Genomic DNA, 23,898 nt, shown 5'->3' on the forward strand with positions numbered 1-23,898 from the left:
GCCTCAGTCCCAGCCGCGCACCCGCACGGGATCCGTCAGGCGCCGCCCGCCGCCCGGATACGCCGCGACCCCGGGCACCAGGAGGTCGCCCGGCGCGACCAGGATCGTATCGGCGTCTCCGCGATCCGCGACCATCACGACGGGCTGGTCCGCCGGCCAGTCGGCCATGGCGCCCAGCCGCGGCACGGCGGGTTGCAGCAGGATGGCGAAGGCGCCATCCGCGGCGCGGTAGGCGGAGGCAGAGAGCGCACCCCTTCCGCCGGCCGGCTGGTACTGGCCGTCGCGCCGGATCGCCGCGATCGGAGCGCCGATCGCGTCCTCCACGTCGCGGAGCGTCGTGCAGGGGGTGACGAAGCGCGGCTGCGCTTCGCCGGCGACGCGGACCGGGATCAGCAGCTCAATCCAGCCCCGGCCCTCCAGCGCGCCCACCGCCACCGCCATCGCGTTCCGGCCCCCGGGTACGCGCTGCGCCAGCCCGACCTGATCGGAGCCAATCGCGCCGGTCCAGCCGAAGGTGCGGACAGGCAGCGGCGGCGGGCCGGACGCCGCCGTGCCCCAGGTGAGAAATTCAAGATGACGGCGCGCGGCAGCGTTGGGGTCGATGTCTGCGACGTGGCCCGGCAACAGGCGGCAGACCACGGACCGCGTCCATTCAAGGCGCTGCCCGGGCGGTGGTAGCTCCTCCTCGCTGGTCTGCGCCTGGACGATGCTCATCGTCGCGGCGATTGGGGCGAAGACCTGGGCGCCGAGCCGCCGTTCGAAGCTGGCGGCGCAGCGCCATGCGGCCTCCCCGCACGGTTCCCGCCGGACCGCTTCGCCGCGGTCGGAGGCCCATTGCGTGAAGTCCTGGGGCTCGGGCAGGCCGGGCACCGCATCGCGCAGTTCCGCCTGCTGCAGCAGCGCGAGGACCACCTGCATGTCGGCGGCCGTCCATCCGTCAGCGGCCGGGACGGTCCAGTCGATCCGGGCCGGCATCGGCGGCTGGACGTTCCGGTTCCGCTCCGCAAGGCTGGTCATCGTCATGCGCAGGCGCATGCCCGGTGCGACGGGGATGGCGGGCGCGGCTGCGCCCGGCAATGGCAGGTAGGTGAGCGCGCCGTTCAGGTCCGCCGGTGATGCCTCCCGGCCCGCACAGGCGCCGAGTAGTGCAAGGCACGGCACTGCCAGGGCCGCACGCGCCGCATGCCGCCATGCTGCGCCCCACGGTGCGCCGGAGCGGTTCATCATGCCTCTCGATCCCCCAAGATCATCTCTGCCTGACAAGCCCCTGGCGCCATCGGCGTGGCGCCGGCGAGCAGCGAGGCGAGCTCGCATCCGCCGGGTGGCGCGCCAGGCAAGCCCCAACTTGCGAGCCTGTAGGAGGCGGTTGGTTGCACAGCCTCCCCCCGGCCGGTGAGGCGCCATCCCCCGGCCGGATCAGGGGCGAGCCCGTACCGCTGCACGGCGGCCGGTAGCAGGTGGTCGAGGGGCGCGCACAGCGCTGTCGCCGTGGCCATGGCAGCTAGGAGGTCGATGCCCGAAAGGTCCCGGACCGTCACCCGCGCCGCAGGGCCTCCGGGAAGGTGGGCGAAGGTCGCGGGTCGAGTCCGCGCTTCCGGCAGCGGCCTTGTCGGAAGCCACAGCGCGACATCGGCGCCGGTCCTTCGAAGGACCTCCTCGGCCAAGCTTCCGGTGCCTGGGACCGGGCATGCCGGCGACAGCATCGCGTCCGCCGCACAGGAATCCGCAATCTGCGCCAGCAATGCCGCGATGGGTGGCGCGACCGCTCCGTCGCCCCTGCCCAGGCGAAGCGCCCGGGGGCCCGGCCAGGTGGAGGCTAGGCGTCCGGCCTCGAGCGGCAGGAGAAGCGCGAAGGGCCGGCCGGCCGGGACCCGCAGCAGCCAGCGCTGCCCCGGAAGACGGGTCGCGACCGGCTCCGGTAAGTCGGCGCAAGGCATGACGACGAGGTCGGCGTCCAGCTGATCGATACCGAGCCCGTCGGGAAGATTGCGTCGCAGCACCAAGGCAAGAAGCGAGGCACCTTCCGCGCGCAGCCGCCGCGTGGCGATGTGGAGGCTCTCCGTCACGGCCTCGACCGGCGGGGTGGCGCTCACCTCCGTCCGCGACAGGAGCGCGAGGATGATCGGGGAGACCAGGCTGAGCGCCCCGATGGCGGGGTTCATCCCCGGCACCGGCGGCATGGCGACCACATCCGGCGATGCGAAACGCCAGGGGATGGCAGGCCCGTCGTCGCGCAGTAAATCCTGGTGCGGGACATGCAGGGTCGGGGCGAGCGCGTCGAGGACGCGCCCGATGACCGGCCCGCCACCGTGCCAGGCGTACGGAGTGCCGGTCAGGCTATCGCCAATGTCGAGCGCGGCCGCAGGCGCGACGCCTGCGGCATGCAACGCCGCGCAGAGGTCGAAGACAGAGCCTGCCCACGACGCGGCTTCGACACCAAGCTGTCTGGTCAGATCGGCTTGCAGCCCGCCGAAGACCAGCAACTGGGACGATGGCGCTGCCGCCGCGCTGCCGGGTTGAATGGTCGCGCATGGCGTGGCCAGAAGGCCGCCCAGCTTGAACAGCAGACGGCGCGAAAGGGGCATGCCGGCTGGATTCAGGACGGCACCCGGCAGTGGCTTTGGCATCGCTGCATGCTCTTCTCATGAGCGATCATCGCGTCATGTCATGGGCATTACGGAATAAGAATAAATCAATTTCAATTCGAAAATGCGCCGCCATTCATTACCGATAATTCACTTCTGACAAACGATCTTCCATCGCATCGAATTTCGTATCGACCCGCGTGGGTCGGTAGTCGGCCGTGAAGAACGCGATGTCAGCGCGCGGCGAGCAGCGGTGTTGGCGTCGAGGCCGTGGGCGCGAGGAGGCTGAGGATCGCGAGAAGGCGTATCAGCCCAGGCAAGGAGGACACGGAGGTTGTGTCTTGCGGCGGCGAGGATGAGGTTGATGGCGTCACCGGTGGCGGCGGCGGGGAAGTTGCGGCCGAGATGGCCGTGTTGCTTCAGGTGGCCGATGGCCTGCTTGATGCCTGCGCGCCGCCTGATCCCGCGGCGAATGGCGGGCGTTACGCCACGCTTCTGGCCAGAGAGGAAAACGCGGGCCTTGTCGGCGTCGTGGCCGCGATAGCCGCAATCGACATAGGCGCGGTCGATGGACAGTATCCATCCGGCCAAGGCCGCGGGTGATGAGCGCGTTGGCTGGGCGGACGCTTACCGCTTTTGATCAGCGATGAGCTCCTTGAGGCTTTCGATGCCGCGCTCGGTGAAGCCAAGGGTCGCGTGATCGTCGGTGTCGTAGATCCAGAGGCAGCCGTCCTCGGGTTCGAGTTGGTCGGCGATCTCGTCGAGGAGGTCGACGGTCTCGCCAAGTATCTCGGCGGCGCGGGCGATGGTGAAGACGACGCTTGACGCGGCCACGGTCAGGCGGCCTCGGCGGCGGGACTGGCCTGGGTCACCTTCCAGTGCCACGGCAGCAACTCGTGCAGGCGGGAGGCCGGGTGGTCGACGATGCGGGTCAGCAAGTCGGCGAGCCAGCCGCGGGGATCGACGTCGTTCAGCTTGGCGGTGGCGATGAGGCAATACATCGCCGCGGCGCGCTCACCGCCGCGGTCGGAGCCGGCGAACAGCCATGCCTTTCTGCGGAGAGCCACGCCGCGCAGCTGCCGCTCGGCGGCGTTGTTGGTCAAACAGATCCTGCCGTCATTCAGGAACCGGCTGAAGGCGTACCAGCGGGTCAGCATGTAGTCCATGGCCTTGGCCACCTCGGCGTGGCGCGACATCCGGGCGCGCTGTTCGCGCATCCAGGTCTCGACCTCGGCGACGCGGCGTGCTGCCGGTGTGGGCGCCGATCACGACCTGCCCGCCCGGTGCCGGGCGGTTGAAGTCGATCTGCCAGAGATCGTTGGGGGCTTCGCGTTCGAAGCGGGTGAAGGGCTTGTGGCGTGCCGCCTCGGCAGGGTCGATCCGCCCCGCGCGGCGCAGGACCTCGGTGATGGTGGAAGGGGCCGGGACGTCGGCGACGCCCAGGTCGCGCAGACGGCGGGCGAGCTTGCGCCCACCCCAGGCCGGATGGGCGGCGCGCAGGGCGAGGATCTGCGCCTCAGTCCCAGGCGGAACCTGGCGGGGGCTCGTGCGCGGACGCCGGGACTGGTCGGCCAGGCCTGCGTCACCTTGCTCGCGATGGCGGCGCAGCAGAGTGAAGCCGGTCTGCCGGCTGATGCAGAAGCGCCGGCAGAGGGCGGCGGTCGAGACCTCGCCAGACTGCGCAAGGCGAATGACCTCGCGACGTGTATCGAGCACGGAAAACGCCTTCCAGGGCACCGCCTCTCTCCCGAGAAACCACACCCAAAAGCGTCAAGCATGTCTCCGAACACCCGTAAGGGATGTGTCCGGTCTAAATGCGGATTTCACGGGATGATGGGCACTGATTCCACGGGATCGTGGGCACCCGGTTGAGGGTTGCCTGGGGTGGATTGCCGACAGTCTGAGCCGGCTAAGGGGACCTCGTCCTGAACGGGGTCTGCCGATGCCTACTGAGAGATTGTCGATGCGCCGGATCCGCGACGTACTGCGTCTGAAGTTCGAGGCTGGGCTGAGTGACCGCGTCCTGGCGACGGCGGTTGGCGTCAGCAAAGGCGCGGACGCGTCCTACGTGTCGCGGGCGCGAGCGGCGGGGCTCGCCTGGCCGCTGCCGGCCGGGATGGACGACACGGCGCTGGAGCGTCGGCTGTTCCCGGGTCAGCCGGCGCCAGAGGCGGCGCGACCATTGCCGGACTGGGCAGCGGTGGAGCGTGAATTGCGGCGGCGCGGCGTGACCCGGGCGCTGCTGTGGCAGGAGTACAGGGCCGAGCAGCCGGACGGCTTCGGCTATTCCTGGTTCTGCGAGGCTTACGACGCCTGGAAATCCCAGGTCTCGCCGACCATGCGGCAGAGCCATGTCGGCGGCGAGAAGGTCTTCGTGGACTTCGCCGGCGACACCATCGGCGTGGTCGACCCGGACAGCGGCGAGATCTGGCAGGCCAAGCTGTTCGTCGCCTGCATGGGCGCCTCCAGCCTGGTGTTTGCCGAGGCCCGGGCCAGCGAGGGCCTGGCGGAATGGCTTGGCGCGCATGTGAACCTGTTCGCCGCGCTGGGGGGCGTGCCGAAATTCGTGGTCTGCGACAACCTCAAGGCCGCGGTCACCAACCCCGACCGACATGACCCCGGGCTGAACCGGTCCTACCTGGAGATGGCAACATACTACGGCACCGCCATCCTGCCGGCGCGGCCGGGCAAGCCGCGCGACAAAGCCAAGGTGGAGCAGTCGGTGCTGCTGGCGGAGCGCTGGATTCTGGCGCGGCTGCGCAACGCCCGGTTTTTCTCGCTGGCCGACCTCAACGCGGCGATCAGCACCCTGACCGCCGAACTGAACGCCCGCCTGATGCGCGGCTTTGGCGCCAGCCGGGCGGAACTCTTCGCCAGCCTGGATGCCCCGGCGCTGCAGCCGCTGAGGACGCCGCCAGGATCGGGCCCTCCGCCGTGGCGCTGTGTGACGCGGTGATGACGGCGCGGCCGCATCCCGAGCAAGGCTTCCGCACCTGTCTCGGCATCCTGGGCCTGGCGCGGAGCTATGGCGCCGCCCGGCTGGAGGCTGCCAGCGCCCGCGGCGTCAGCATCCGCGCCCGCTCCGTCGGCTCCATCCGTTCGATCCTCCAGAACGGCCTCGACCGGGCGCTGTTCCAGAAGCTGGTGGCCGGCGATTGGATCGAAAGGCACGAGGGGCTGCTGGTCACCGGGCCGACCAGCGTCGGCAAGTCCTGGCTGGCCTGCGCGCTTGCTCACAAGGCCTGCCGGGATGGCCGGCGCGTGCTTTACCAGCGGGTCCCCAGGCTGTTCGAGGCCCTCGCCATCGCCCGCGGCGACGGACGCCACAGCCGCGCCCTGAAGGCCCTGGCGAAGGTCGAGTTGCTGGTGCTGGACGACTGGGGCCTGGCGGTGCTGACCCAGGCGGAACGCGAGGATCTGCGGGAGATCCTGGAGGACCGCCATGGCCGCAGTTCCACCATCGTCACCAGCCGGGTGCCGGTCGCCCAGTGGGACGCCGTGATCGGCAATCCGACGCTCGCCAACGCCATCCTCGACCGCCTGATCCACAACGCCCATCGCATCGAGCTCAAGGTAGAAAGCATGCGTCGCACTGCTGCCAGGCGAGCCGCGTCAGCCGAAACGCTTGACGCCAATCCGCCTCCCTGATCCACCAAGCCGTCGGCATGACACCTGCCCACGATCACCGGAATACGCAGTCTAAACACGCGAGCAACACGCTTCGGCGCAGCGGAAGCGACGGATCTGGACATGCAGATCGACCACTCGGCCATGGGCCGGCAGATCGAGGACCCGCCGTCGGTGTAAGCTGTGAACAAGGTTCGAGTGCACCCCGCAACTCGGGCAGTGGCCGATGCGGCCTGCTCGGCGTGCGCTGATGGTAATCGTGTCGGCCGTCACCTCGACAGCCTCGAGCATGAGCCCGACTGGCAGAAGAGAACGCGGATCGAGGCTCGGCATCGCCAGCGCCTTCCTGATGGAGCGGTGCCCCATCAACGCCCCCCAGCACGCGAGGAGCGACAGAGCCCTTGTTCCATGCGGAGCCACAATGTCGGCGTCTTCGGCGGGTACAGCCTGCGCGCCGGCTTCCTTATCGCGCCGGCGCGCTCCTAGGCGAGCATCTTGCAGATGCAGCAGCAGTCGCGGCACAAAAGCGCCCAGGTGCTGTCCGCATACGTCAGAGCGCGCGACTCTTCGAGGAGCACACCGAAGGCGATTTTCTCTACCGCGGCAGTGCAGCCTGTTCTATGATTTTCGACGTATTTATGCGCATGCGATTCGGGATGAGATCGACATGAGACGCCGTAACTTGATGGTCGGCTTGGGCATGGCTCTTGCCGCACCAACATCTGTGATAGCGGCTGAGGTTGCCTGCTCGCCTAATCAGATGAGCGTCGCGCGCGCAGCGTTGCAAAGGGCAAAAACCGCGATGAACACTTCAATATCGCGCTTAGAAGCTCCGGACACCAATACCGTAAACAGACTACAGGAATGGTTTGGCAGATTCACCCCTCCTACGGTGACGCGCGTTAAGGATATTCTAACGCGAGCAGTGGTATTCACTGATGGGGTTAGCTTTCGCTGTTTGAATGTCTCTCAAGGTGTATATGCCTATGTATATTCTTCGCGGCCGTTTGGAATCACGCTAGGCGATCTATTTTTTCCTGCTCCGGAATTGGGATTTGACAGTAAGCCCGGTGTACTAATCCACGAAATGACTCATTTCACGCTTGTTGGCGGTACTGGTGATGCGGGCGGCCGATACGGTGTCGCAGCAGCACGGCAGCGCGCCATCGCCGATCCGAACTTGGCACTTAGAACTGCCGACAATTTCGAGTATTTTGTCGAGTCCATTGCGCTTCAGTAAATTGTCATTACGGCTCTTGGTGAGCCTCCGCTGATGTACCTCGCGTTCAGGCCCTCGCCCTCCAACCAGAACGGCGGGCTTATTGTCCCTGCAAGGCGGGTTGGAGATTGATGTTAAAGACAATCCGCTAGCGTAGCTGCGTAAGATTGAGGCGCTGATGGCCGGCGCGAGGGCGTTTGGTGAGCGTTAGGCGTAGAAACTTCGGCTTAATCGGACAGTTGGTATAATCAGTAGGGAGAGAGGCCGGGGCACGGAACCATGGACGAAGCGAAGCGCCTCGGCCGACCTGATGAGAAAGCCCCATGGCCCAAACAGAACGGGAGGTGATCCGCGCCAAGGTTGGCCTGTTGGCGATGGCCAAGCAGTTAGGCAACGTAGCTTGCTGCCGGTTTGGTGGACACCTGGGATAAGGTTTTCACCCGATCGGAGACCTTTGCATGGGACGAAGAACATTTAGCCGCGAGTTCAAACTCGAGGCGGTCAAATTGGTCAGGGATCGCGGGTGCGGTCTGCGGGCGGACGGCAGCCATGGTTGGAGGTCAGGCAGTTCGGCGGGCGGAGTTTCACAAGTCGGCCCGGAGATAGAAGCCATCTGTATTACCCCTGGTAATTGACATTACCGCTGGTAATGCGCGCGGACGCGAGGCAGGGTGCCCCGGGGGCGATCCGGGGGGATCTGGCGACAGTGGACGGGGACAGGACGGGCTTAGCGCGGGCCGGAGGGGCAACGGAGCTGACACCCGGCGCCGGCGTGGCGCTCGCCGAGCGGCTCGAGGCGCATGCCCGCGCCGCCCGCGGTGCCTTCGCGCCTGAGACCGAGCGCGCGCTGCGCAAGGCCTCGGCCGCCTTCACCGCCTGGGCAGCGGAGGCCGGCGTGCCGGTGCTGCCGTGCCCGCCGGCGTCGGTCGCCGCCTACGTCGACGCCCTCGCCACCCGTCCGCTGAAGCCCGCCTCCATCCGCCAGGCGGTCTGGGCGGTCGGCGCACTGCACCGCGCCGCCGGCCTCGACGACCCGGCCCGCGCCGAAGAGGTGCGCCTCGCGCTGAAGCGCATGGCGCGCGCACTCGGCACGCGGCAGCGCCAGGCCGCGCCGATCGGCGAGGACGACGTCCGCCTGCTGCTGCGCGTCGTCGGGCCCGAGCCGGCGATCCGCCTCCAGCGCGACGTCGCCCTGCTGCTCGTCATGCGCGACCTCCTCGCGCGCCGCGCCGAGGCCGTGGCGCTCGACGTCGAGGACATCGCCCCGGCGGCGGACGGCAGCGCGACGGCGCTCATCCGCCGCTCGAAGACCGACCAGGAAGGCGGCGGCGCGACACTCTGGCTGTCGCCGCGTGCGGTCGCGCAGCTGCGCCGCTGGACGGCGCTGGCCGGCATCACCGAGGGTGCGATCTTCCGCCGGCTGAGCAAGGCGGGCCGGCCCGGCGGACGGCTCGTGCCCTCCGCAGTGCCGCCGATCCTCAAGGGGCTCGCCGCCATCGCCGGGCTCGACCCGGTAGCCTTCTCAGGCCATTCGGCACGCGTCGGCATGACGCAGGACCTCGCCGCCTCGGGCGCCGAGCTGCCCGCGATCATGCAGGCGGGCCGCTGGAAGTCGCCGGCCATGCCGGCCCGCTACGCAGAGCGAGCCCTTGCCGGTCGCGGCGCCGTTGCGCGATTCTATGGACGGCGGGAAGGCTAGGACGACTGCCGCGACGACGTTGCGCGAACTCGCTGCGGCGCTCACCGCGCGCGGCGTGCCGGCACCTGCCGGCGGTCGCGCCTGGCATCCGATGCAGGTGAAGCGCGTCGTCGACGCCTGTCGCGGTTGACGCGTCGGGACCCGAGCCACGACAGCGCCTCGAGGAGGAGCGGCCGGCAGGGCAGGGGCTCAATCGAGCTTCGTGCTCCTCAGCCGCAAGGCGTTCCCCACCACGCTGACCGAGGACAGCGCCATCGCCGCCGCCGCGATCACCGGCGAGAGCAAGATGCCGAACAACGGGTACAGCACCCCTGCCGCAATCGGCACGCCGGCAGCGTTGTAGGCGAAGGCGAAAAACAGGTTCTCCCGGATGTTGCGCATCACCGCGCGCGACAGCCGCCGCGCCCGCACGATGCCGGTGAGGTCGCCGCCCAGCAGCGTCACGCCCGCGCTCTCGATCGCCACGTCGGTCCCCGTGCCCATCGCGATCCCGACCTCCGCCGCGGCGAGCGCCGGCGCATCGTTCACGCCGTCGCCGGCCATCGCCACGCGGCGCCCCTCGGCCTTGAGGCGCTCGACGATGCGCTGCTTGTCCTCGGGCAGTACCTCCGCCTCGACTTCAACGATGCCGAGGCGGCGCGCCACTGCCTCGGCTGTCGTGCGATTGTCGCCGGTGAGCATGACGACCCGCACGCCTTCGGCGGCGAGGCCAGCCAGCGCCGCTGGCGTCGTCTCCTTCACGGGGTCGGCGACAGCGACCAGCCCCGCGGGCGTGCCGTCGATAGCCACGAAGAACACCGTCGCGCCGTCGCCGCGCAGCCGCTCCGCCTCGGCGTCCAGCGCCGCGGTGGCGACACCGATCTCAGACATGAGCCGCGCATTGCCAACTGCGATGCGTCGCCCCTCGACGCTGCCCGTCACGCCGCGCCCGGTCGGCGCGTCGAAGCCCTCGACAGATGGAACGGCGAGCCCACGCGCCGTCGCGGCACGCACCACGGCTTCCGCCAACGGATGCTGGCTCGGGCGCTCCAGCCCGGCGGCGAGGCGCAGCAGCTCGGCCTCGGTGACGCCCCTGGCCGGCACCAGCGCGACCACCTCGGGCCGGCCCTGGGTCAGGGTGCCGGTCTTGTCCACGACGAGGGTGTCGATGCGCTCCAGCGCTTCGGCGTTCTTGATCAGCACGCCGGCCTGCGCGCCACGGCCGACGCCGACCATGATCGACATCGGCGTCGCCAGGCCCAGCGCGCAGGGGCAGGCAATGATCAGCACTGTCACCGCCGCGATCATGCCGAAGCCCAGCCGCGGCTCAGGCCCCCATACAGCCCAGGCCACGAAGGCCAGTGCCGCAACGGCGATGACCAGCGGCACGAACCAGCCGGAGACCTGGTCCGCCAGCCGCTGGATCGGCGCGCGGGATCGCTGCGCGCCTGCCACCATCCGCACGATCTGCGCCAGCACGGTGTCCTGCCCGATCCGGTCGGCGCGCATCACGAAGCTGCCCTGGCCATTCAACGTGCCGCCGACGACGCGCGCTCCCGGCGCCTTCGTCACGGGAACCGGCTCGCCCGTTACCAGGCTCTCATCCACATTGGAGATGCCCTCCAGCACCTCGCCGTCCAACGGCACCTTGTCGCCGGGCCGCACGCGTAGCCGGTCGCCAACGGCCACATGCGCCAGGGCAACCTCCTCCTCCGCCCCGTCCGCGCCGATCCGCCTCGCGGTGGGTGGGGCGAGGTCGAGCAGCGCGCGGATGGCGCCACCGGTCCGCTCGCGGGCGCGCAGCTCCAGCACCTGGCCGAGCAGCACGAGCATCACGATGACCACCGCCGCTTCGAAGTAGACCGCAACGGAGCCGTCAGCAGCACGGAACGCGTCCGGGAAGATGCCGGGCGCCACCGTCGCCACCACGCTGAACAGCCACGCGACGCCGGTGCCGAGGGCGATCAGCGTGAACATGTTGAGGCTGCGGGTGAGCAGGCTGCGCCAGCCCCGCTCGAAGAACGGCCAGCCGGCCCAGAGCACCACGGGCGTCGCGAGCGCAAGCTGGATCCAGTTGCCGACGCCCACCAGAAGCCGATCGACAGATGCCGGACTCGGGCGTCCATGACAGAACTACTCCGCGCCCTTGAGACAGACATCTACGCAGTGAAGAACCCGATGCAAACGCATCCGCGTCGCCGCCGTTAGCTTGCTTACAAATGCCAGTTACGGCGGGGGCACTTAGCTGGCGCGGCTCGTGGCCACGACGTCCTCGTCGGCCCTGACCGCCTCCAAGCCGCCCTCGCCGTCACAAGCCCAGCGCAGTTCGAGAGACTGGCGACTACCTGACCCAATGCCTATCGACAAAAGCGGAGCAACGACGATCATCTCCCGCAGTGGGTCGGCTTCAGAGGACTTCCCGAAAGGCCCGCGCGGGCCGTCGTTTCGTCGGTCATCGTGGGAATCTCCCGGTGTCAGGTTGAAGGTTTCGACAACCCACCCCGACCAGGAGTCAGCACGGTGGCCGCCCGGGCCGCTCTACTAGCGCGCCCAGCGGCTTCGATTCGAGCCCCGTGCCCTGTTCGCTCCTCCAACACCCCCCGGCTTTACAGCTTGGTCCTGACCGCCGTCCCTCCTCCTTCGGCCGGGAAGCCGCCGTCGATCATGAAGGTAGCGGAGGTTACGTAGGAGGCCTCGTCCGAGGCGAGCCAGAGCATCGGATAGGCCAACTCATCAGGGGTGCCCCAGCGCTGCAACACGCAAGGTGGAACCAGCGCATCGACCGCCTCGTTGCCCATGCGGTTCACGTGAAACGGCGTGCGGGTGTAGCCGGGGCAGATCGTGTTGACCCTGACGCCATGTTCCCCTTCCTCGAAGGCCATGGTCCGCGTGAGTGCGAGAACCGCCGCCTTCGACGCATCATAGGCGCCCATCCCCTTTCGACCGTAGACGGCGCCGGTGGAGGACACGTTGATGATGCTGCCACGGCCGCTGCGCCTCAACGCCGGCAGGGCTGCACGCGCCATGGACACGAAGCTGAGGAGGTTGACCCGCAGGATATCGTCCCATGCATCCCATGGCGCATCGGCGACGGCCTCGTAGCGTCGGATGCCGACGTTGTTGACCAGCACATCGATGCCGCCGAACTTCTTCAGTACGGCATCCACGGCCACCTGCGCCGCACCTTCCTCGCCGACATCGGCGACAACGCCCATGACCTGCGCGCCTGCAACCTGGCGCCGAATGCCCTCGACCGCCGCATCGATGACATCCGGGTCCCGGTCGATGAGCGCGACCTTCGCGCCCTCATTGCAAAAGATCCGGCCGGCGGCGGAGCCTATGCCGCCGGCGCCACCCGTTATGATGGCAACCTTGTTCTCAAGTCTCGTGCCTGACACAGGCGTCTCCATACTATTGAGCTTCGGATCGCTGCACCGCGTGATGACGGCGTCCGTTGGGGGAGCCCGGCGACTACGCCTTGGCGCCGGGCGTGTCCCGAACCCATCCGCCGTGCAGCCGGCGTCGTTCGAGACGGTTTTCGTGCCGCGCCCGCGGTTCCGGATGTCGTGCATCCCCAGGCGCGTGCACCACGGCCTTCCGAAACGCGCGGACCTACTGCGTTTCCAGACCGAGTTCCCGGAGCTTGTCGCGAACGGCGGTGAACCCGTTTCTCGCGAACTCATCCGCCGCTTCCGGCGCCCTGGGCGCGGCCGTCAACATGCCAATCTCGGCCAGTTTCGAGATGACCTGGGGGTCGCTGATGGCGCGGTTCAAGGCATCATTGATCCGATTCACCATCGCGTCCGGCGTGGCGCGCAGCACCGCCACCCCCTGCCAATACGGCAGGTCGAGCGCCATGCCCGCCTCACGAAGCGTGGGAACGGTGGGTTGTGCTGCCAGCCGATCCGGCATGGCCACGGCAATCATCTTGAGTTGCCCGGTCTGCATGAAGGGGAACGGGGTGTTTGCATCGGTGAATCCGGCAGCGATGCGACCCGCGGCCAGGTCGGTCACGGTGAACGTCGTGCCTCGGTACGGCACGTGCTCCATGCTGACGCCAGCCTCGCGAAGGAAGGCGGCCATGGTGACGTGTGTGATGCTGCCCGCCCCGGAACTACCGAACTGGAAGTGGTTCGGGCCGTGAGCCTTGAGCAGGTTTACGAACTCGCTGACCGTGGACACGTTCAGCGACGTCGGCACCATCAGGACCATGGGTATGACGACGAGGGTGCTCACCATCCGGAAGTCCCGGACCGAATCATAGCCGAGTGACGGCAGGAAATGCGGGGCCAGGGAATATGCCCCCATCTCCATGCTGTAGATTGTGTTGCCATCGGCAGGAAAGCTGCGCAACGCCGCAGCGGCGAGCGTGCCCGAAGCACCGGGACGGTTCTCGACGACAAAGGTCTGGCCGAGGATCCTGCCGGCAACTTCCGCGATGATGCGGACGCTGACGTCTGTACCGCTGCCCGCCGGGAAACCGACCAGCCAGCGGATAGGCCTTGCGGAGGTCTGGCCGGAAGCGGCCTTAGGCAAGAGCAGAGTAGCCGGCAGCGCCGGTGCCGCCTGCATGAAGCTGCGTCGCGTGAGTTTCATGATATCGTTTCCTCTGGTTGAGGGTGACATGTGGTCCCGGTGCTCAGGCCGGGCATTCCGAAGCTCATCGATAGCGCTTTCCTCCCAAAGCACGCTCGTCGGTGCTTCGCGTGCCCGGCGGTCGGTTCACCATGGCCGCGGAACCTGAATGGCGGCGCCGCTGTCCAGCAGCGCTGCGATCTCGTCTGCGTCGATGCCTATCCCCTCCAGGATCGCCCTGGTCTCCCAACCCCGCGGTTGCGCGAAGGCGCCAGGATCGGGATAGGCGCCCTCCTGGCGAATGGTGGAGCGAATGGCCGTGACCGCGCCCTCTGTTGGATGGCGCTCGGGTGACATGAGACCGACGGCGGCCAGGTGGGGGTCATCGCTCAGGCTCTCCAGCGTATGGCAGGGCATCGCCGCGATGTCGGCGGCCCCGAAGATCGCGAGCCATTCCCGCGTGGTCTTGCCGGACAGCCCGGCACCGCGGACCTCGAACCATTCCTGTACGTTCCGTGCACGCGCGGCGACGGTCGCGAAGCGCTCGTCCTCCAGGAGATCCTCCCTCGCCACCGCGCGCAGGAAGGCCCGTACCTGTGGATCGGTGTTGATGGTGACCGAGATCCAGCCATCAGCCGTGCGCAGGGGCTTGTTGCGAGGGTTCAGGAGACGTTGGTCGCCGGCAGGCCCGACCGGGGGATCGAAGCTCTGCTGGGCCAGGTGCTCCTGCAGCACGAAGGCGGCCATGGTCTCGAACATCGGGACTTCGATGCTGCTGCCGCCCGCGCCGGCATTGCGCCTGATCACCGCGGCGAGGATGGCGCCCGCCGCGATTTCGCCGACCACGTGGTCGCAAACCACCATGGGAACGTAGGACGGCTCGCCATCGCGTGCGCCGAACAGGCCAGCAACACCGCTCGCGCCCTGCACCACGCTGTCGTAGGTGGGGCGGCCGGCATAGGGCCCATCCGTACCATAGCCCGTGATGAGGCAGTGGATGGTGTTCGGATGGCGCGCGCGCACGGAGGCTGCATCCAGCCCCAGGCGTTCCAGCGCATGCGGGCGCATGTTGGCCACTACCACATCGGCCCATTCCAGCAGGCGGGCCATGACATCGCGCGCGCCAGGCTTCTTCAGATCCAGGCTGATGTTCCGCTTGCCTCGGTTGAGGTGGAGGTAAGTCCCCGAGTGCTGGCCGGTCCGCGATGCGCCGCCGAGCCCGCGCATAAGGTCACCCTCGGGCGCCTCGACCTTGATCACCTCGGCGCCGTACTGCGCCAGGCGCCAGGTGCAGGCCGGGCCGACCACGACGCTGGTGAGATCGAGCACCCGCAATCCTGACGGAGAGGCGATCGCGGTCGTGCTTCCCGTTCCCATGTGGTGTCCCCCCTCCCGACGCCCGGCGCCGGTTCTTGCTTCGCGTCGCCGCGGCTGGACGACCTCACACACGATTTCGCGGGCGGTGTCAAATTTTTATTGGTGAAAAACCTTCCGATCGTGAGCACGCCATCCAGCCGTTGCGAAGACGGCATCAATTTCACCGATGGAAATTTGACGGCACCAATGAAATGTGGTGAACCGGTGGACATTGGATCTGGGGAGGCGGCACGATGCTCATGGAAGGCCGGGTTTGCGTGGTCACGGGGGCGGCTTCCTCTAGGGGGATCGGCCGCATCACCGCCCTGCTGCTCGCGGCCCATGGCGCTCGCGTCGCTCTGCTGGATATCAGCCCCGGCGTTGCGGACGCCGCCAGTGAGGTCGCAAGCGCGCATCCGGGCTCCGATGCGCTCAGCCTCGTTTGCGACATTTCTTCCCGCGCGGATTGTGAGCGGGCCGCCTCGAGCGTCGTGCAATCCTTTGGCCGGATCGACGCCCTCATCCACAGCGCCGCGATCATTCGCTCGGGCCGCTTTCAGGACATCTCCGAGAAGGATTTCGACGACGTCATAGCCGTGAATCTGACCGGCGCCTTCAACGTCGCCCGCGCCTTCGCGCCTGTCATGATGGCGCAGGGATCAGGGTCCCTCGTCAATGTCGCCTCCGTCGCGGCGCAGCGTGGCGGCGGATTGTTCGGCGGCGCCCACTACGCAGCGTCGAAAGGCGGGGTGCTCAGCCTGACGCGAACCCTGGCGCGCGAGCTCGGTCCGTCCGGTGTGCGGGCCAATGTGGTCTGCCCGTCGCTCATCGCCACGGAATTCGTCACCGAATCAATGTCGGCCGAGCGTCTGCAGGAGTTGAGCGCCGGCATCCTGCTTGGCCGGCCGGGACGCCCGGAGGAAGTCGCCTCCGCCTGCCTGTTCCTTGCCTCCGACCTGTCCTCCTACATCACCGGCGCCACGCTCGACGTGAATGGCGGTCTCCACATCCATTGAGTTTCCCGTCGCGTACCCCTACGGATCAAGCAAGGAGAAGAACCATGGCGACACGCTTCCATCACGTGAATTTCGCGTCGAAGCTTCTGCCGGAGCTGGAGGGCTTCTACAAGGAAGTGCTCCAGCTCGATGAGTCACACGCCTACGCCGGCGCGTCGGCGAATGCGCAGATCAAGAACCAGGGCTACGGCGGCCGCGTCGCCTTCCTGACCGATGGCGCGGTGGAGATGCATCTCTCCACCAAGGACCTCAACGTCGCCTTCCGGACGAAGCAGGCGATCAATCCGCTCGCCAACACCCATATCGCGTTCCGTACCGACGACATCGACGGCATCAAGCGCCGGCTTGAGGAACGCGGCGTGCCCTACGCCGATTACGGCGCCTGGGCCATCAAGGGCTGGACGCAGATCTTCTTCTACGACCCTGAGGGGAACATCGTCGAAGTCCACCAGGTCGAGACATCCGGCTCCGAGCCTGCAGCCTGACGCCAGCGCTCAAGGCGGGCGCCGAGCCCCAGTGGCAACGGAAGGTACGACATGACCGAGAGGAAGATGCACGACCTTCCAAAGACCGGTGTCAGTCGGACCGAGACTTGCAGCCTTGCCGTCGTGCGCCGTGTGGCGGCCATGCTTGGCCTGAACCCGGACGCATGGCGGGAAGGCGACCCCCTGCCGCGCGGCTGGCAGTTCATCTTGCTCGGTGCCGACACGCCACGCGCCGCCCTGCGTGAGGACGGCTTTCCTGGCCTCGGCGTGCCGCTCCCCGACCTTGGGCTGCCGCGACTGCTGATCGGCGGGCGCAACGTTTGGTTCCTCGGCGAGATCCCCATCGGTGCAAGCCTGCGCCGGGACAGCCGCATCGATGCCATTTTGCGCAAGGAGACGGCGAAGGGCCCGATGGCGTTCGTGACGGTCGCCCATGACCTCTACCTCAGAGGTGCCGCCGAGCCGGTGCTCGCGGAAACGCAGACCTATGTCCTGCTCGCCGCGGCGCTGCCGACGGTGCCCCCGGCCGCTGATCCCGCCGCACATGCCCCCCCTGCGGGCAGCCGGAGGGTGGTTCCGGACGACACTCTGTTGTTCCATTACTCAGCTCTCGGCTTCAACTCCCACCGCATCCACCTGGACAGGGCCTATGCACGGGAGGTGGAGGGCTTCCCCGACCTCGTCGTGAACGGCGGCCTGACGACGCTGCTGCTGACGGAACACCTGCGCACCGCGCACTGTGCCTCCCCGTCCGCCTTGAAGGCGCGCTACCTGGCGCCGCTTTTCAGCACGCGGCCGATGACCCTGGCGGCGGAGGAGAGGCAGGGTGGCTGGCTTCTGCAGGCGTTCGACGATGTCGGCCGCCTGGCGGTCGATGTAACCGTCGATGCCTGACCCCGACCACGCATGGCGGGGGGCTGATCTTGCGCGGGATGTTGTCAGGGCTGCGTCGTCGTGGCGCAATGGGCCGTCGTGATCAGGCGGGAAAAGGCAGTGGGCAGGCGTGAGCAGCAGGAAACAACAGGCGGTTGAGCGCCCTCCCGAGGAGGCGGAGGACGAGGACCGGCAGCGTCTCTACGCGGCGCCCGCCCTGGAGAAGGGGTTGGACATCCTGGAGCTTCTCGCCGGTCAGGAGGCGGGGCTTACTCGCCGAGACATCGCGGAGAGACTCGGGCGCTCGGTCGGCGAAGTGTTCCGCATGGTCGAGTGCCTGGCGCGCCGCTCCTACCTGATCCAAAACCAGGACACCTACGCGCTCAGCATGAAGCTTTTCGAGCTGGCGCATGAATTCCCACCGATGAACCGGCTGCTAAAGGAGGCCCTGCCGCGGATGGACGCGCTGGCAAAGGCGATTGATCAGTCCTGCCATCTTACGGTGCTCAGCGGCCTCCGCCAGCTTGTGGTCGCGCAGGTTGACCCGCCAGCCGGCATGGGGTTCAGCGTCAAGATTGGGGCCACGCTCGATCTGGTGAAGTCTGCCTCGGGGCACGTGCTGCTTGCCTTTGCCCCCGAGGAGGAGGCGCGCCGCCTGCTCACGCGGGCGGCGGCTGACGCGGAGCGCCGGATGGCTGAGAAGGCCATCGCCAAGGTCGCCAGGCAAGGTTTCGCCAGCATGCGCAGCCGGCAGTTCAGCGGGCTTGACGCGATCAGCTACCCGATCCTGAACAGGCAGGGCCATGCCGTCGCTGCGCTGACAGTCCCCTACGTGACGCGCCTCGACGAACCCGCAAGCAAACCTGCCTCCTATGCACAGGAGCGGTTGGCGGAAGCGGCAACAGAACTGAATGTCGCGGTGGGTGGCAAAGCGGGCATCGCGTCCTCGCGGGAACGCCCTGGAAGACGGCGCGCCACGGCAGATGGCCAGATGCCATCTTCCTGATGGGCGGTCCGCCAAGTCCTGCGGGGCTCCCACCTCAGACGCGGTCGTGGGGCGCGGATGCGGTCCGCACCGACGGTCGCAGCCGGGATTCCACAAGCCCCGCAGGATCCCGGTTCAGGCCCGTTGCACGATGTCTGGGTGTAGATCAGCGCTGAACCGGGACTCTGTCGCTCGTTGCGTGGTAAGCGGCGTTATGGGGATGGAACCCCAACACAAAGCCGACGGCGATGCCGTATCTCGTTCCTTGCTTCTTGCTACCGCCGGTTCTAGTCCCTGAGGCTGCTGAGGTCACTGCCGATAAGATCGCCATCAGTGCATGCAGGGACGGCGGCGCCGGCAACTGCCCATATTGTGGCGTGTCCTCGGACCTCGTGCAGGGCCTGCTCCGGCGCCGCATTCTCGATTTTCCGGCCTACGGGCGGGCGGTCCAGTTGCATGTCCGGATCCGCCGCCTCGCTCGATACCAGTAGCATCGCCTCCGCGCTTGGCTGCCGTTTCTTGTCCAATAACGGCGTGCGCGTAACGGCGCGGAACGTCAGCGCCTCGACGGTGGGTCCGGCGGCGGCGCCTTTGTCGTTGTATGGGGCGAAGCGGCGGCTGCCGTGAGAACTCGGACCCGCCAGAAGGGGGCCGGCATCGAAGAACGCCGTGCCCTCTGTCCTTCCGGCCGCCCGTTCAGGCGTTCGCCCGCGTACTCACCAGTGCGGCCACCGCATCGGCCGTCGCGGCCGATAGCGTCCAGCCGAGATGCCCGTGGCCGGTGTTGTAAAACACCCGCGGGTTCCGGCCGCGGGCCACGCGCGGCATCATGTCCGGCATCATCGGGCGGAGCCCCGCCCACGGCACGGCGTGGCGCGTGCTCATGCCGGGGAAGTGGGCGCGGCACCAAGCGACGAGCGGCGCGATGCGCTCGGCGCGGATGTCGCGGTTGTAGCCGTTGAACTCTGCCGTCCCCGCCACGCGGAAGCGCCGCGCGCCGAGCCGGCTGGTCACGATCTTGGACTTGTCGTCGAGCAGGCTGACCCAGGGCGCGGCCGCCTGGTCCGCCGGATCGTCGAGTTGCACAGTGATGGAGTAGCCCTTCACGGGATAGACGTTGATCCGGTCGCCTAGGCTCTCGCCGAGTTGGCGGGACATGACGCCGCCGCAGACCACGACTTTGTCGAAGTGCTGCGTCTCCTGCGGATGCGCCGCGCCGTCCAGCGTCGGCTCCGTGGAGCGGCAGACCACGGTGACGCCGTCGGAGCCCGCATCGGTGGCGAGCACCTCGGTCGAGAAGCGCATTGCGACGCCGTGGCGTTCGCAGGCCAGCGCGAGCCCGTTGGTGAATTTGTGTATGTCGCCGGTAAAGTCGGACGGGGTGTAGAAGCCGCCATACACATCGCCGCGCAGCGCCGGCTCGATGGAACGGATCTCGGCGGGTGTCACGGCGCGCCGCTCCAGCCCGCCCTTGGCCAGCAATTCGGTGACGCGCGTGGCCGCATCGAAGTCGCGCTTTGTCTCGTAGAAATGGAGGATGCCGCGGTCCTCGGCGTCGAAGTTGATGCCCTCCTCCGCCGCCAGCCGGCGGAGGTGCTGGCGAGCCTCGAGCGCGAGGCGAGCGGTGGAGACCGTGTTCTCCTCGTAGCGCGGGATGGAAGCGACGAACTCCGCCATCCAGGAAAGCTTGTGCCAGGACGGGCGGGGGTTCACGAGCAGCGGGGCGCCGGGGGAGAGCATCCACTTCATCCCCTTCAGCACCGTGGCCCAGCTGTTCCACACCTCGGCGTTGGAGGCCGAGAGCTGCCCGCCATTGGCGAAGGAGGTCTCCATCGCGGCGTAGGGGTGGCGGTCGAAGACGGTGACCGCATGGCCGCGGCGCGCCAGGTTGTAGGCCGTGGTGATGCCGGTGATGCCGGCGCCGATCACGGCGATGGTCTCGGATTCTGAACGGGGCATGAGCACTCTCCGCCCGCGCGCCTCGCGCGGGTTTGAATGCCCCCTCTGTCATTGGCCTGAGAGCATCACCGCCGTCCCATCGCGGGCCAGGGGCTTACACCGTCGGCGGGAGCTGCTGCTCCACTTTTCAGAGTTCAAGAACGGTTGCGGTACGTGGGCCTGAGAGTTTCCGGGGCGGTTGCTCCTTCGGCGTCCTCGCCGGCCTCACGACCGGCGCGGACTCTCCCGCAAGGACTTCATGCCGATCAATGAGGCCGCGCGTCAAGCGGATTGCACAGCGCCACGACCCGCATCGGATCGGCGCGTCATTCCGGCTGGATTCCGGCGCGCCGGATGAAGGCGCCCCATCGCGCCGTCTCCTCCGCCAGCAGCCGCGCCAGCGACGCGGTGTCGCCCGTCATCGGCTCCGCGCCGATCCGCGCCAGGCGCTCGGCCACGGCCGGATCAGCCAGCAGCCGCGACAGCAGCGCCGAGAGCGATGGGCGCGCCGCCACCGGCACGGCACGCGGCGCGAGCATGGCGAACCACGGGTCCACCGCGAAGCCCGGCACCCCGGCCTGCGCCATCGTCGGCAGGCCCGGGAGGGCCACGATCCGCTGCGACGTTGTCACGGCCAGCGGTACGAGGCGGCCGGAGCCGATATGAGGACCGGCGGAGGTGACGCTGTCGAACATCATGTCCACGCGGCCCGCCACGAGATCCGTCACGGCCGGCGCCGAGCCGCGATAGGGCACATGCTCCAGCGTGAGCCCAGCGAGATCCGCGAACAGGGCGCCGGCCAGGTGGATCGAGGTGCCGCTGCCGGCCGAGGCGTAGGTCAGCGCACCGGGTCGGCGACGAGCCTCGGCGACCAACTCGGCCACGCTGCGCCACTGCCGCGCAGCCGGCACGACGAGGATGTTCGGCACCACCGCGACCGGCCCGACCGGCACGAAATCGGCCTCGGCATAGGGCAGGCGCGGATAGAGCGCGGGGTTCACCGCATGCGCGATCGAGACCATCAGCAGCGTGTGCCCATCGGGCGCCTGCGCCGCCGCGCCGGTGCCGGTCGTGCCGCCCGCGCCGGGGCGATTTTCCACCACGACCGGCTGGCCCAGCGCTTCCGCCATCGGGCCAGCCAGGATGCGCGCCATGGCGTCGATCGCCCCACCCGGCGGGAAGGGCACGACGAGGCGCAGCGGGCGATCCGGCCAGGGGCGCGGCTGCGCAAGGGCGGGCAGCGACAAGGGGACCAACGGCGGGCCGGCGGCGAGCGCCAGCAGCGAACGGCGGCGCATCACGCCACCCCGCTGCCGGTTGCGTCGGCGACCAGATGCAGCATCGCCCGCAGCCCGACCAGCGGCCCGGCCTCGTCCACGGTGAAGCGCGGGGAGTGGTTCGGCGCAGCGCGCGCAGGGTCCTGGCCTGGCGGCGTCACGCCGACCCAGAAGAACAGGCCGGGCGCCTGCTGCGCGAGGAAGGCGAAATCCTCGCTCGCGGTATGGCGCGGGTTGATCCGCAACCCATCGCGCCCGGTGACCCTCGCGAGGCTCGGCGCTATGCGATCGGCCAACGCCGGATCGTTCACCAGCGCCGCATAGCCGCCCGGCTCCCACACCACCTCCGCCGCGCCGTCCATGCCTTGCGCAACGCTTTCCGCGAGCGTGGTGACGCGACGCTGCATGAAGGCGCGGCGGCCTTCGTCATAGGTGCGGAGCGTGCCGCTCATCTCGACACGGTCGGGCACTATGTTGTGCCGCGCGCCGCCATGGATGGTACCGATGGTCAGCACCGAGGGATCGTTCACGTCCACCTGCCGGCTCTGGATGGTCTGCAGCGCCGTTACGATCTGCCCGGCGATGACCACCGGATCAACCCCGTCCCAAGGCATCGCGCCATGTGCCTGGCGGCCGCGCACGGTGATGCGGAAGGTGTCCGAACTCGCATGCGCCGGGCCGGGGCGATAGGCGATCTGGCCGGTCGTCATGCTCGTCAGCACATGCAGGCCGAAGACCATGTCGGGCTTCGGCGCTTCGAAGGCGCCCTCAGCCAGCATGCGGCGCGCGCCGCCAATCTCGCCGCCGGGCAGTCCTTCCTCGGCGGGCTGGAACAGCAGCACGGCGGTGCCGCGGAGATCAGCGCGATGCTGCACCAGGACCTCCGCCGCGGCCATCAGGATGGCGACGTGGCAGTCATGGCCGCAGGCATGCATAACCGGCACCTCCGCGCCGTCCCACGTCGCACGGCGACGCGAGGCGAAGGACAGGCCCTCCGGTTCCTGCACCGGCAGCGCATCCATGTCGGCGCGGAGCGCGACGGTAGGCCCATCACCGGCACCGCCCCGCAGCACGGCGACGACGCCGGTGGCGCCCACCCCCTCGCGCACCTCGAAGCCGAGGCGGCGGAGATGCGCGGCGACCAAGGCGGCGGTGCGGTGCTCCTGGTTGCCGAGTTCCGGGTTCGCGTGGATGTCGCGCCGCCAGCCGATCATCCGGCTCTCGATCGCCGAGGCCGCTGCGTCCAGCCGGCGGTGCAGGCCGGAAGCCGCGCCGGGCGTGACCTGCGCCGCGGCAAAGCGGGTAGCGAGCGCGCCGGCGGCGCAGCAGGCGCAAGCGGCCAGGAAGCCGCGCCGCGTGGTGGCTGGCGTGACCGCCTCCGCCTGCAACGATGTGCGGGAGGTGGAGCCAAGGAGAGAGCGGAGCCGAAGCATCACGCGGCCCTCCGCATGGGCACGGGCGGTAGGCCCAGGATTCGGCGCGCGGTGGCGGCGTCGGCCACCGGTCGGCAGGCCTCGGCGGCGAGTTCCACCGTGCGGCGCACCAGCGCGGCGTTGGAGGGCGCGAGGGTGTGGCGATCCATGCGGATGTTGTCCTCGAGACCGGTGCGGACATGGCCGCCGCGGGCCAGCGCCCAGCGGGCCACAGTGAACTGGTCGCGCCCGATGCCGGCCGCGGTCCAGGTCGCGCCGGGGATCAGCTTGTGCATAAGCGACAGCTCGAAATCGAGAATGTCCTCTCGTGTAGGCAGGGCGTGCTTCACGCCGAAGACGAACTGCACATGCGGCGGCGGCAGGATGAGGCCTTCATCCACCAGCATCTTCGTATTGGTCAGCATGGCCAGGTCGAAGACCTCGATCTCGGGCTTGATGCCGAGATCGCGCATCGTCGTCGCCAGGTCGCGTACGAAGGCAGGGGGGTTCTCATAGACGATGGTCGGGAAGTTGACGCTGCCGGTGGCGAGGCTCGCCATGTCGGGGCGGTGCATCAGCGGCGCACCGCGGGCCGCCAGCTCACGCCCCCGGCCGCCGGTGGAGAACTGCACGATCATGTCGGGGCAGTGGCGCCGGATGCCGTCCTGGAAGGCGGCGAACTTGGCGGGGTCGCTGCTGCTCGTCTCATCGTCGTTGCGGACATGGACGTGAACGAGGGTCGCACCGGCCTCATAGGCGGCGTGTGTGCTCTCGATCTGCTCGGCGACCGTGACGGGAAGCGCCGGGTTGTCCTTCTTGCGCGGCACCGATCCGGTGATCGCGACCGCGATGATGACGGGGTCGTTCATGTC

Annotated in this window: 20 protein-coding genes, 3 pseudogenes and 1 riboswitch; of the genes and pseudogenes, 8 read left to right on the top strand and 15 right to left on the bottom strand. The window is 68.5% G+C overall.

From position 1 onward, the window contains the following. Positions 1-3: 3 nt before the first annotated feature. From ACTIE5_RS06655 to ACTIE5_RS06680, 6 genes and pseudogenes are all read right to left on the bottom strand, one after another. Positions 4-1,023: a hypothetical protein gene (locus tag ACTIE5_RS06655; RefSeq protein WP_439548913.1), complete on the bottom strand. Its 1,020-nt coding sequence runs from the start codon at positions 1,021-1,023 to the stop codon at positions 4-6. A gap of 200 nt (positions 1,024-1,223) precedes the next feature. Continuing rightward, positions 1,224-2,585: a hypothetical protein gene (locus ACTIE5_RS06660; protein WP_439548914.1), complete on the bottom strand. Its 1,362-nt coding sequence runs from the start codon at positions 2,583-2,585 to the stop codon at positions 1,224-1,226. 150 nt (positions 2,586-2,735) lie between these two features. Continuing rightward, entirely contained in the window at positions 2,736-3,176 is a 441-nt protein-coding gene (locus ACTIE5_RS06665; RefSeq protein ID WP_439548915.1) for a hypothetical protein, read from the bottom strand. A 36-nt stretch (positions 3,177-3,212) separates the two neighbouring features. Continuing rightward, positions 3,213-3,419, bottom strand: a complete 207-nt coding sequence (locus tag ACTIE5_RS06670; RefSeq protein ID WP_439548916.1) for a hypothetical protein — start codon at positions 3,417-3,419, stop codon at positions 3,213-3,215. A gap of 2 nt (positions 3,420-3,421) precedes the next feature. Then, positions 3,422-3,826: pseudogene (locus ACTIE5_RS06675) on the bottom strand (IS66 family transposase); the annotation flags it as partial. 166 nt (positions 3,827-3,992) lie between these two features. After that, positions 3,993-4,346: pseudogene (locus ACTIE5_RS06680) on the bottom strand (helix-turn-helix domain-containing protein); the annotation flags it as partial. Positions 4,347-4,527: 181 nt separating this feature from the next. Here ACTIE5_RS06680 and istA point away from each other — a divergent pair. Then, positions 4,528-5,726 (top strand): annotated as a pseudogene (istA, locus tag ACTIE5_RS06685) (IS21 family transposase); the annotation flags it as partial. Positions 5,727-5,729: 3 nt separating this feature from the next. Further along, complete coding sequence (locus ACTIE5_RS06690; protein ID WP_439548962.1) at positions 5,730-6,233, top strand: ATP-binding protein; 504 nt, start codon at positions 5,730-5,732, stop codon at positions 6,231-6,233. Between the two features lie 51 nt (positions 6,234-6,284). Here ACTIE5_RS06690 and ACTIE5_RS06695 read toward each other — a convergent pair whose 3' ends face one another. Continuing rightward, positions 6,285-6,578 carry a transposase family protein gene (locus ACTIE5_RS06695; protein ID WP_439548963.1) on the bottom strand — a complete coding sequence of 98 codons (294 nt, stop codon included), beginning with the start codon at positions 6,576-6,578 and terminating at the stop codon, positions 6,285-6,287. A 301-nt stretch (positions 6,579-6,879) separates the two neighbouring features. On the opposite strand from ACTIE5_RS06695, the gene ACTIE5_RS06700 reads away from it, so the two are divergent. Both ACTIE5_RS06700 and ACTIE5_RS06705 read left to right on the top strand, forming a co-directional pair. Further along, positions 6,880-7,452: a M35 family metallo-endopeptidase gene (locus ACTIE5_RS06700; RefSeq protein WP_439548917.1), complete on the top strand. Its 573-nt coding sequence runs from the start codon at positions 6,880-6,882 to the stop codon at positions 7,450-7,452. Positions 7,453-8,203: 751 nt separating this feature from the next. Next, positions 8,204-9,130: a tyrosine-type recombinase/integrase gene (locus tag ACTIE5_RS06705; RefSeq protein ID WP_439548918.1), complete on the top strand. Its 927-nt coding sequence runs from the start codon at positions 8,204-8,206 to the stop codon at positions 9,128-9,130. A 189-nt stretch (positions 9,131-9,319) separates the two neighbouring features. On the opposite strand, the gene ACTIE5_RS06710 is transcribed toward ACTIE5_RS06705, so the two are convergent. From ACTIE5_RS06710 to ACTIE5_RS06725, 4 genes are all read right to left on the bottom strand, one after another. Then, positions 9,320-11,197, bottom strand: a complete 1,878-nt coding sequence (locus ACTIE5_RS06710; RefSeq protein ID WP_439548919.1) for a copper-translocating P-type ATPase — start codon at positions 11,195-11,197, stop codon at positions 9,320-9,322. 518 nt (positions 11,198-11,715) lie between these two features. Next, a complete protein-coding gene (locus ACTIE5_RS06715) occupies positions 11,716-12,519 on the bottom strand; it encodes an SDR family NAD(P)-dependent oxidoreductase (RefSeq protein WP_439548920.1) in 804 nt (267 codons plus the stop codon). A gap of 202 nt (positions 12,520-12,721) precedes the next feature. Beyond that, complete coding sequence (locus ACTIE5_RS06720) at positions 12,722-13,705, bottom strand: Bug family tripartite tricarboxylate transporter substrate binding protein (RefSeq protein ID WP_439548921.1); 984 nt, start codon at positions 13,703-13,705, stop codon at positions 12,722-12,724. Positions 13,706-13,831: 126 nt separating this feature from the next. Next, complete coding sequence (locus tag ACTIE5_RS06725; protein WP_439548922.1) at positions 13,832-15,013, bottom strand: CaiB/BaiF CoA transferase family protein; 1,182 nt, start codon at positions 15,011-15,013, stop codon at positions 13,832-13,834. Between the two features lie 281 nt (positions 15,014-15,294). Here ACTIE5_RS06725 and ACTIE5_RS06730 point away from each other — a divergent pair, with 281 nt between their 5' ends. The 4 genes from ACTIE5_RS06730 to ACTIE5_RS06745 all read left to right on the top strand — a co-directional run bounded on the left by ACTIE5_RS06730 (position 15,295) and on the right by ACTIE5_RS06745 (position 18,420). Next, positions 15,295-16,056: an SDR family NAD(P)-dependent oxidoreductase gene (locus ACTIE5_RS06730; protein ID WP_439548923.1), complete on the top strand. Its 762-nt coding sequence runs from the start codon at positions 15,295-15,297 to the stop codon at positions 16,054-16,056. Positions 16,057-16,100: 44 nt separating this feature from the next. Continuing rightward, a complete protein-coding gene (locus tag ACTIE5_RS06735) occupies positions 16,101-16,541 on the top strand; it encodes a VOC family protein (protein ID WP_439548924.1) in 441 nt (146 codons plus the stop codon). 51 nt (positions 16,542-16,592) lie between these two features. Next, positions 16,593-17,435 carry a hypothetical protein gene (locus tag ACTIE5_RS06740; RefSeq protein ID WP_439548925.1) on the top strand — a complete coding sequence of 281 codons (843 nt, stop codon included), beginning with the start codon at positions 16,593-16,595 and terminating at the stop codon, positions 17,433-17,435. Between the two features lie 109 nt (positions 17,436-17,544). Then, positions 17,545-18,420 (top strand): IclR family transcriptional regulator, encoded by an 876-nt coding sequence (locus tag ACTIE5_RS06745; protein ID WP_439548926.1) that lies wholly within the window; start codon positions 17,545-17,547, stop codon positions 18,418-18,420. Positions 18,421-19,095: 675 nt separating this feature from the next. Here the strand turns inward: ACTIE5_RS06745 and ACTIE5_RS06750 are convergent. From ACTIE5_RS06750 to ACTIE5_RS06765, 4 genes are all read right to left on the bottom strand, one after another. Further along, the gene (locus ACTIE5_RS06750; protein WP_439548927.1) at positions 19,096-20,358 is read right to left on the bottom strand and encodes a D-amino acid dehydrogenase; all 1,263 of its coding nucleotides are present in this window, start codon (positions 20,356-20,358) and stop codon (positions 19,096-19,098) included. A gap of 137 nt (positions 20,359-20,495) precedes the next feature. Next, a riboswitch (glycine riboswitch) is annotated at positions 20,496-20,596 on the bottom strand. 67 nt (positions 20,597-20,663) lie between these two features. After that, positions 20,664-21,635, bottom strand: a complete 972-nt coding sequence (locus ACTIE5_RS06755) for a Bug family tripartite tricarboxylate transporter substrate binding protein (RefSeq protein ID WP_439548928.1) — start codon at positions 21,633-21,635, stop codon at positions 20,664-20,666. Continuing rightward, positions 21,635-23,047: an amidohydrolase gene (locus ACTIE5_RS06760; protein ID WP_439548929.1), complete on the bottom strand. Its 1,413-nt coding sequence runs from the start codon at positions 23,045-23,047 to the stop codon at positions 21,635-21,637. The genes ACTIE5_RS06755 and ACTIE5_RS06760 overlap by 1 nt, the downstream gene beginning before the upstream one ends. After that, on the bottom strand, positions 23,047-23,895 hold the full coding sequence (locus ACTIE5_RS06765) for a 3-keto-5-aminohexanoate cleavage protein (protein WP_439548930.1): 849 nt from the start codon (positions 23,893-23,895) through the stop codon (positions 23,047-23,049). Before ACTIE5_RS06765 ends, ACTIE5_RS06760 begins: the two co-directional genes overlap by 1 nt. Positions 23,896-23,898: the final 3 nt, after the last annotated feature.

Source organism: Falsiroseomonas sp. (genome assembly GCF_051859025.1).
In the GTDB taxonomy this organism is placed as follows: Bacteria; Pseudomonadota; Alphaproteobacteria; order Acetobacterales; family Acetobacteraceae; genus Falsiroseomonas.

Coding starts and splice junctions, on each gene's coding strand:
- ACTIE5_RS06655 (WP_439548913.1), bottom strand. CDS start 1,023: ATGACGATGACCAGCCTTGCGGAGCGGAACCGGAACGTCCAGCCGCCG.
- ACTIE5_RS06660 (WP_439548914.1), bottom strand. CDS start 2,585: ATGCCCCTTTCGCGCCGTCTGCTGTTCAAGCTGGGCGGCCTTCTGGCC.
- ACTIE5_RS06695 (WP_439548963.1), bottom strand. CDS start 6,578: ATGGGGCACCGCTCCATCAGGAAGGCGCTGGCGATGCCGAGCCTCGAT.
- ACTIE5_RS06700 (WP_439548917.1), top strand. CDS start 6,880: ATGAGACGCCGTAACTTGATGGTCGGCTTGGGCATGGCTCTTGCCGCA.
- ACTIE5_RS06715 (WP_439548920.1), bottom strand. CDS start 12,519: ATGGAGACGCCTGTGTCAGGCACGAGACTTGAGAACAAGGTTGCCATC.
- ACTIE5_RS06720 (WP_439548921.1), bottom strand. CDS start 13,705: ATGAAACTCACGCGACGCAGCTTCATGCAGGCGGCACCGGCGCTGCCG.
- ACTIE5_RS06730 (WP_439548923.1), top strand. CDS start 15,295: ATGCTCATGGAAGGCCGGGTTTGCGTGGTCACGGGGGCGGCTTCCTCT.
- ACTIE5_RS06735 (WP_439548924.1), top strand. CDS start 16,101: ATGGCGACACGCTTCCATCACGTGAATTTCGCGTCGAAGCTTCTGCCG.
- ACTIE5_RS06740 (WP_439548925.1), top strand. CDS start 16,593: ATGACCGAGAGGAAGATGCACGACCTTCCAAAGACCGGTGTCAGTCGG.
- ACTIE5_RS06750 (WP_439548927.1), bottom strand. CDS start 20,358: ATGCCCCGTTCAGAATCCGAGACCATCGCCGTGATCGGCGCCGGCATC.
- ACTIE5_RS06755 (WP_439548928.1), bottom strand. CDS start 21,635: ATGCGCCGCCGTTCGCTGCTGGCGCTCGCCGCCGGCCCGCCGTTGGTC.
- ACTIE5_RS06760 (WP_439548929.1), bottom strand. CDS start 23,047: ATGCTTCGGCTCCGCTCTCTCCTTGGCTCCACCTCCCGCACATCGTTG.
- ACTIE5_RS06765 (WP_439548930.1), bottom strand. CDS start 23,895: ATGAACGACCCCGTCATCATCGCGGTCGCGATCACCGGATCGGTGCCG.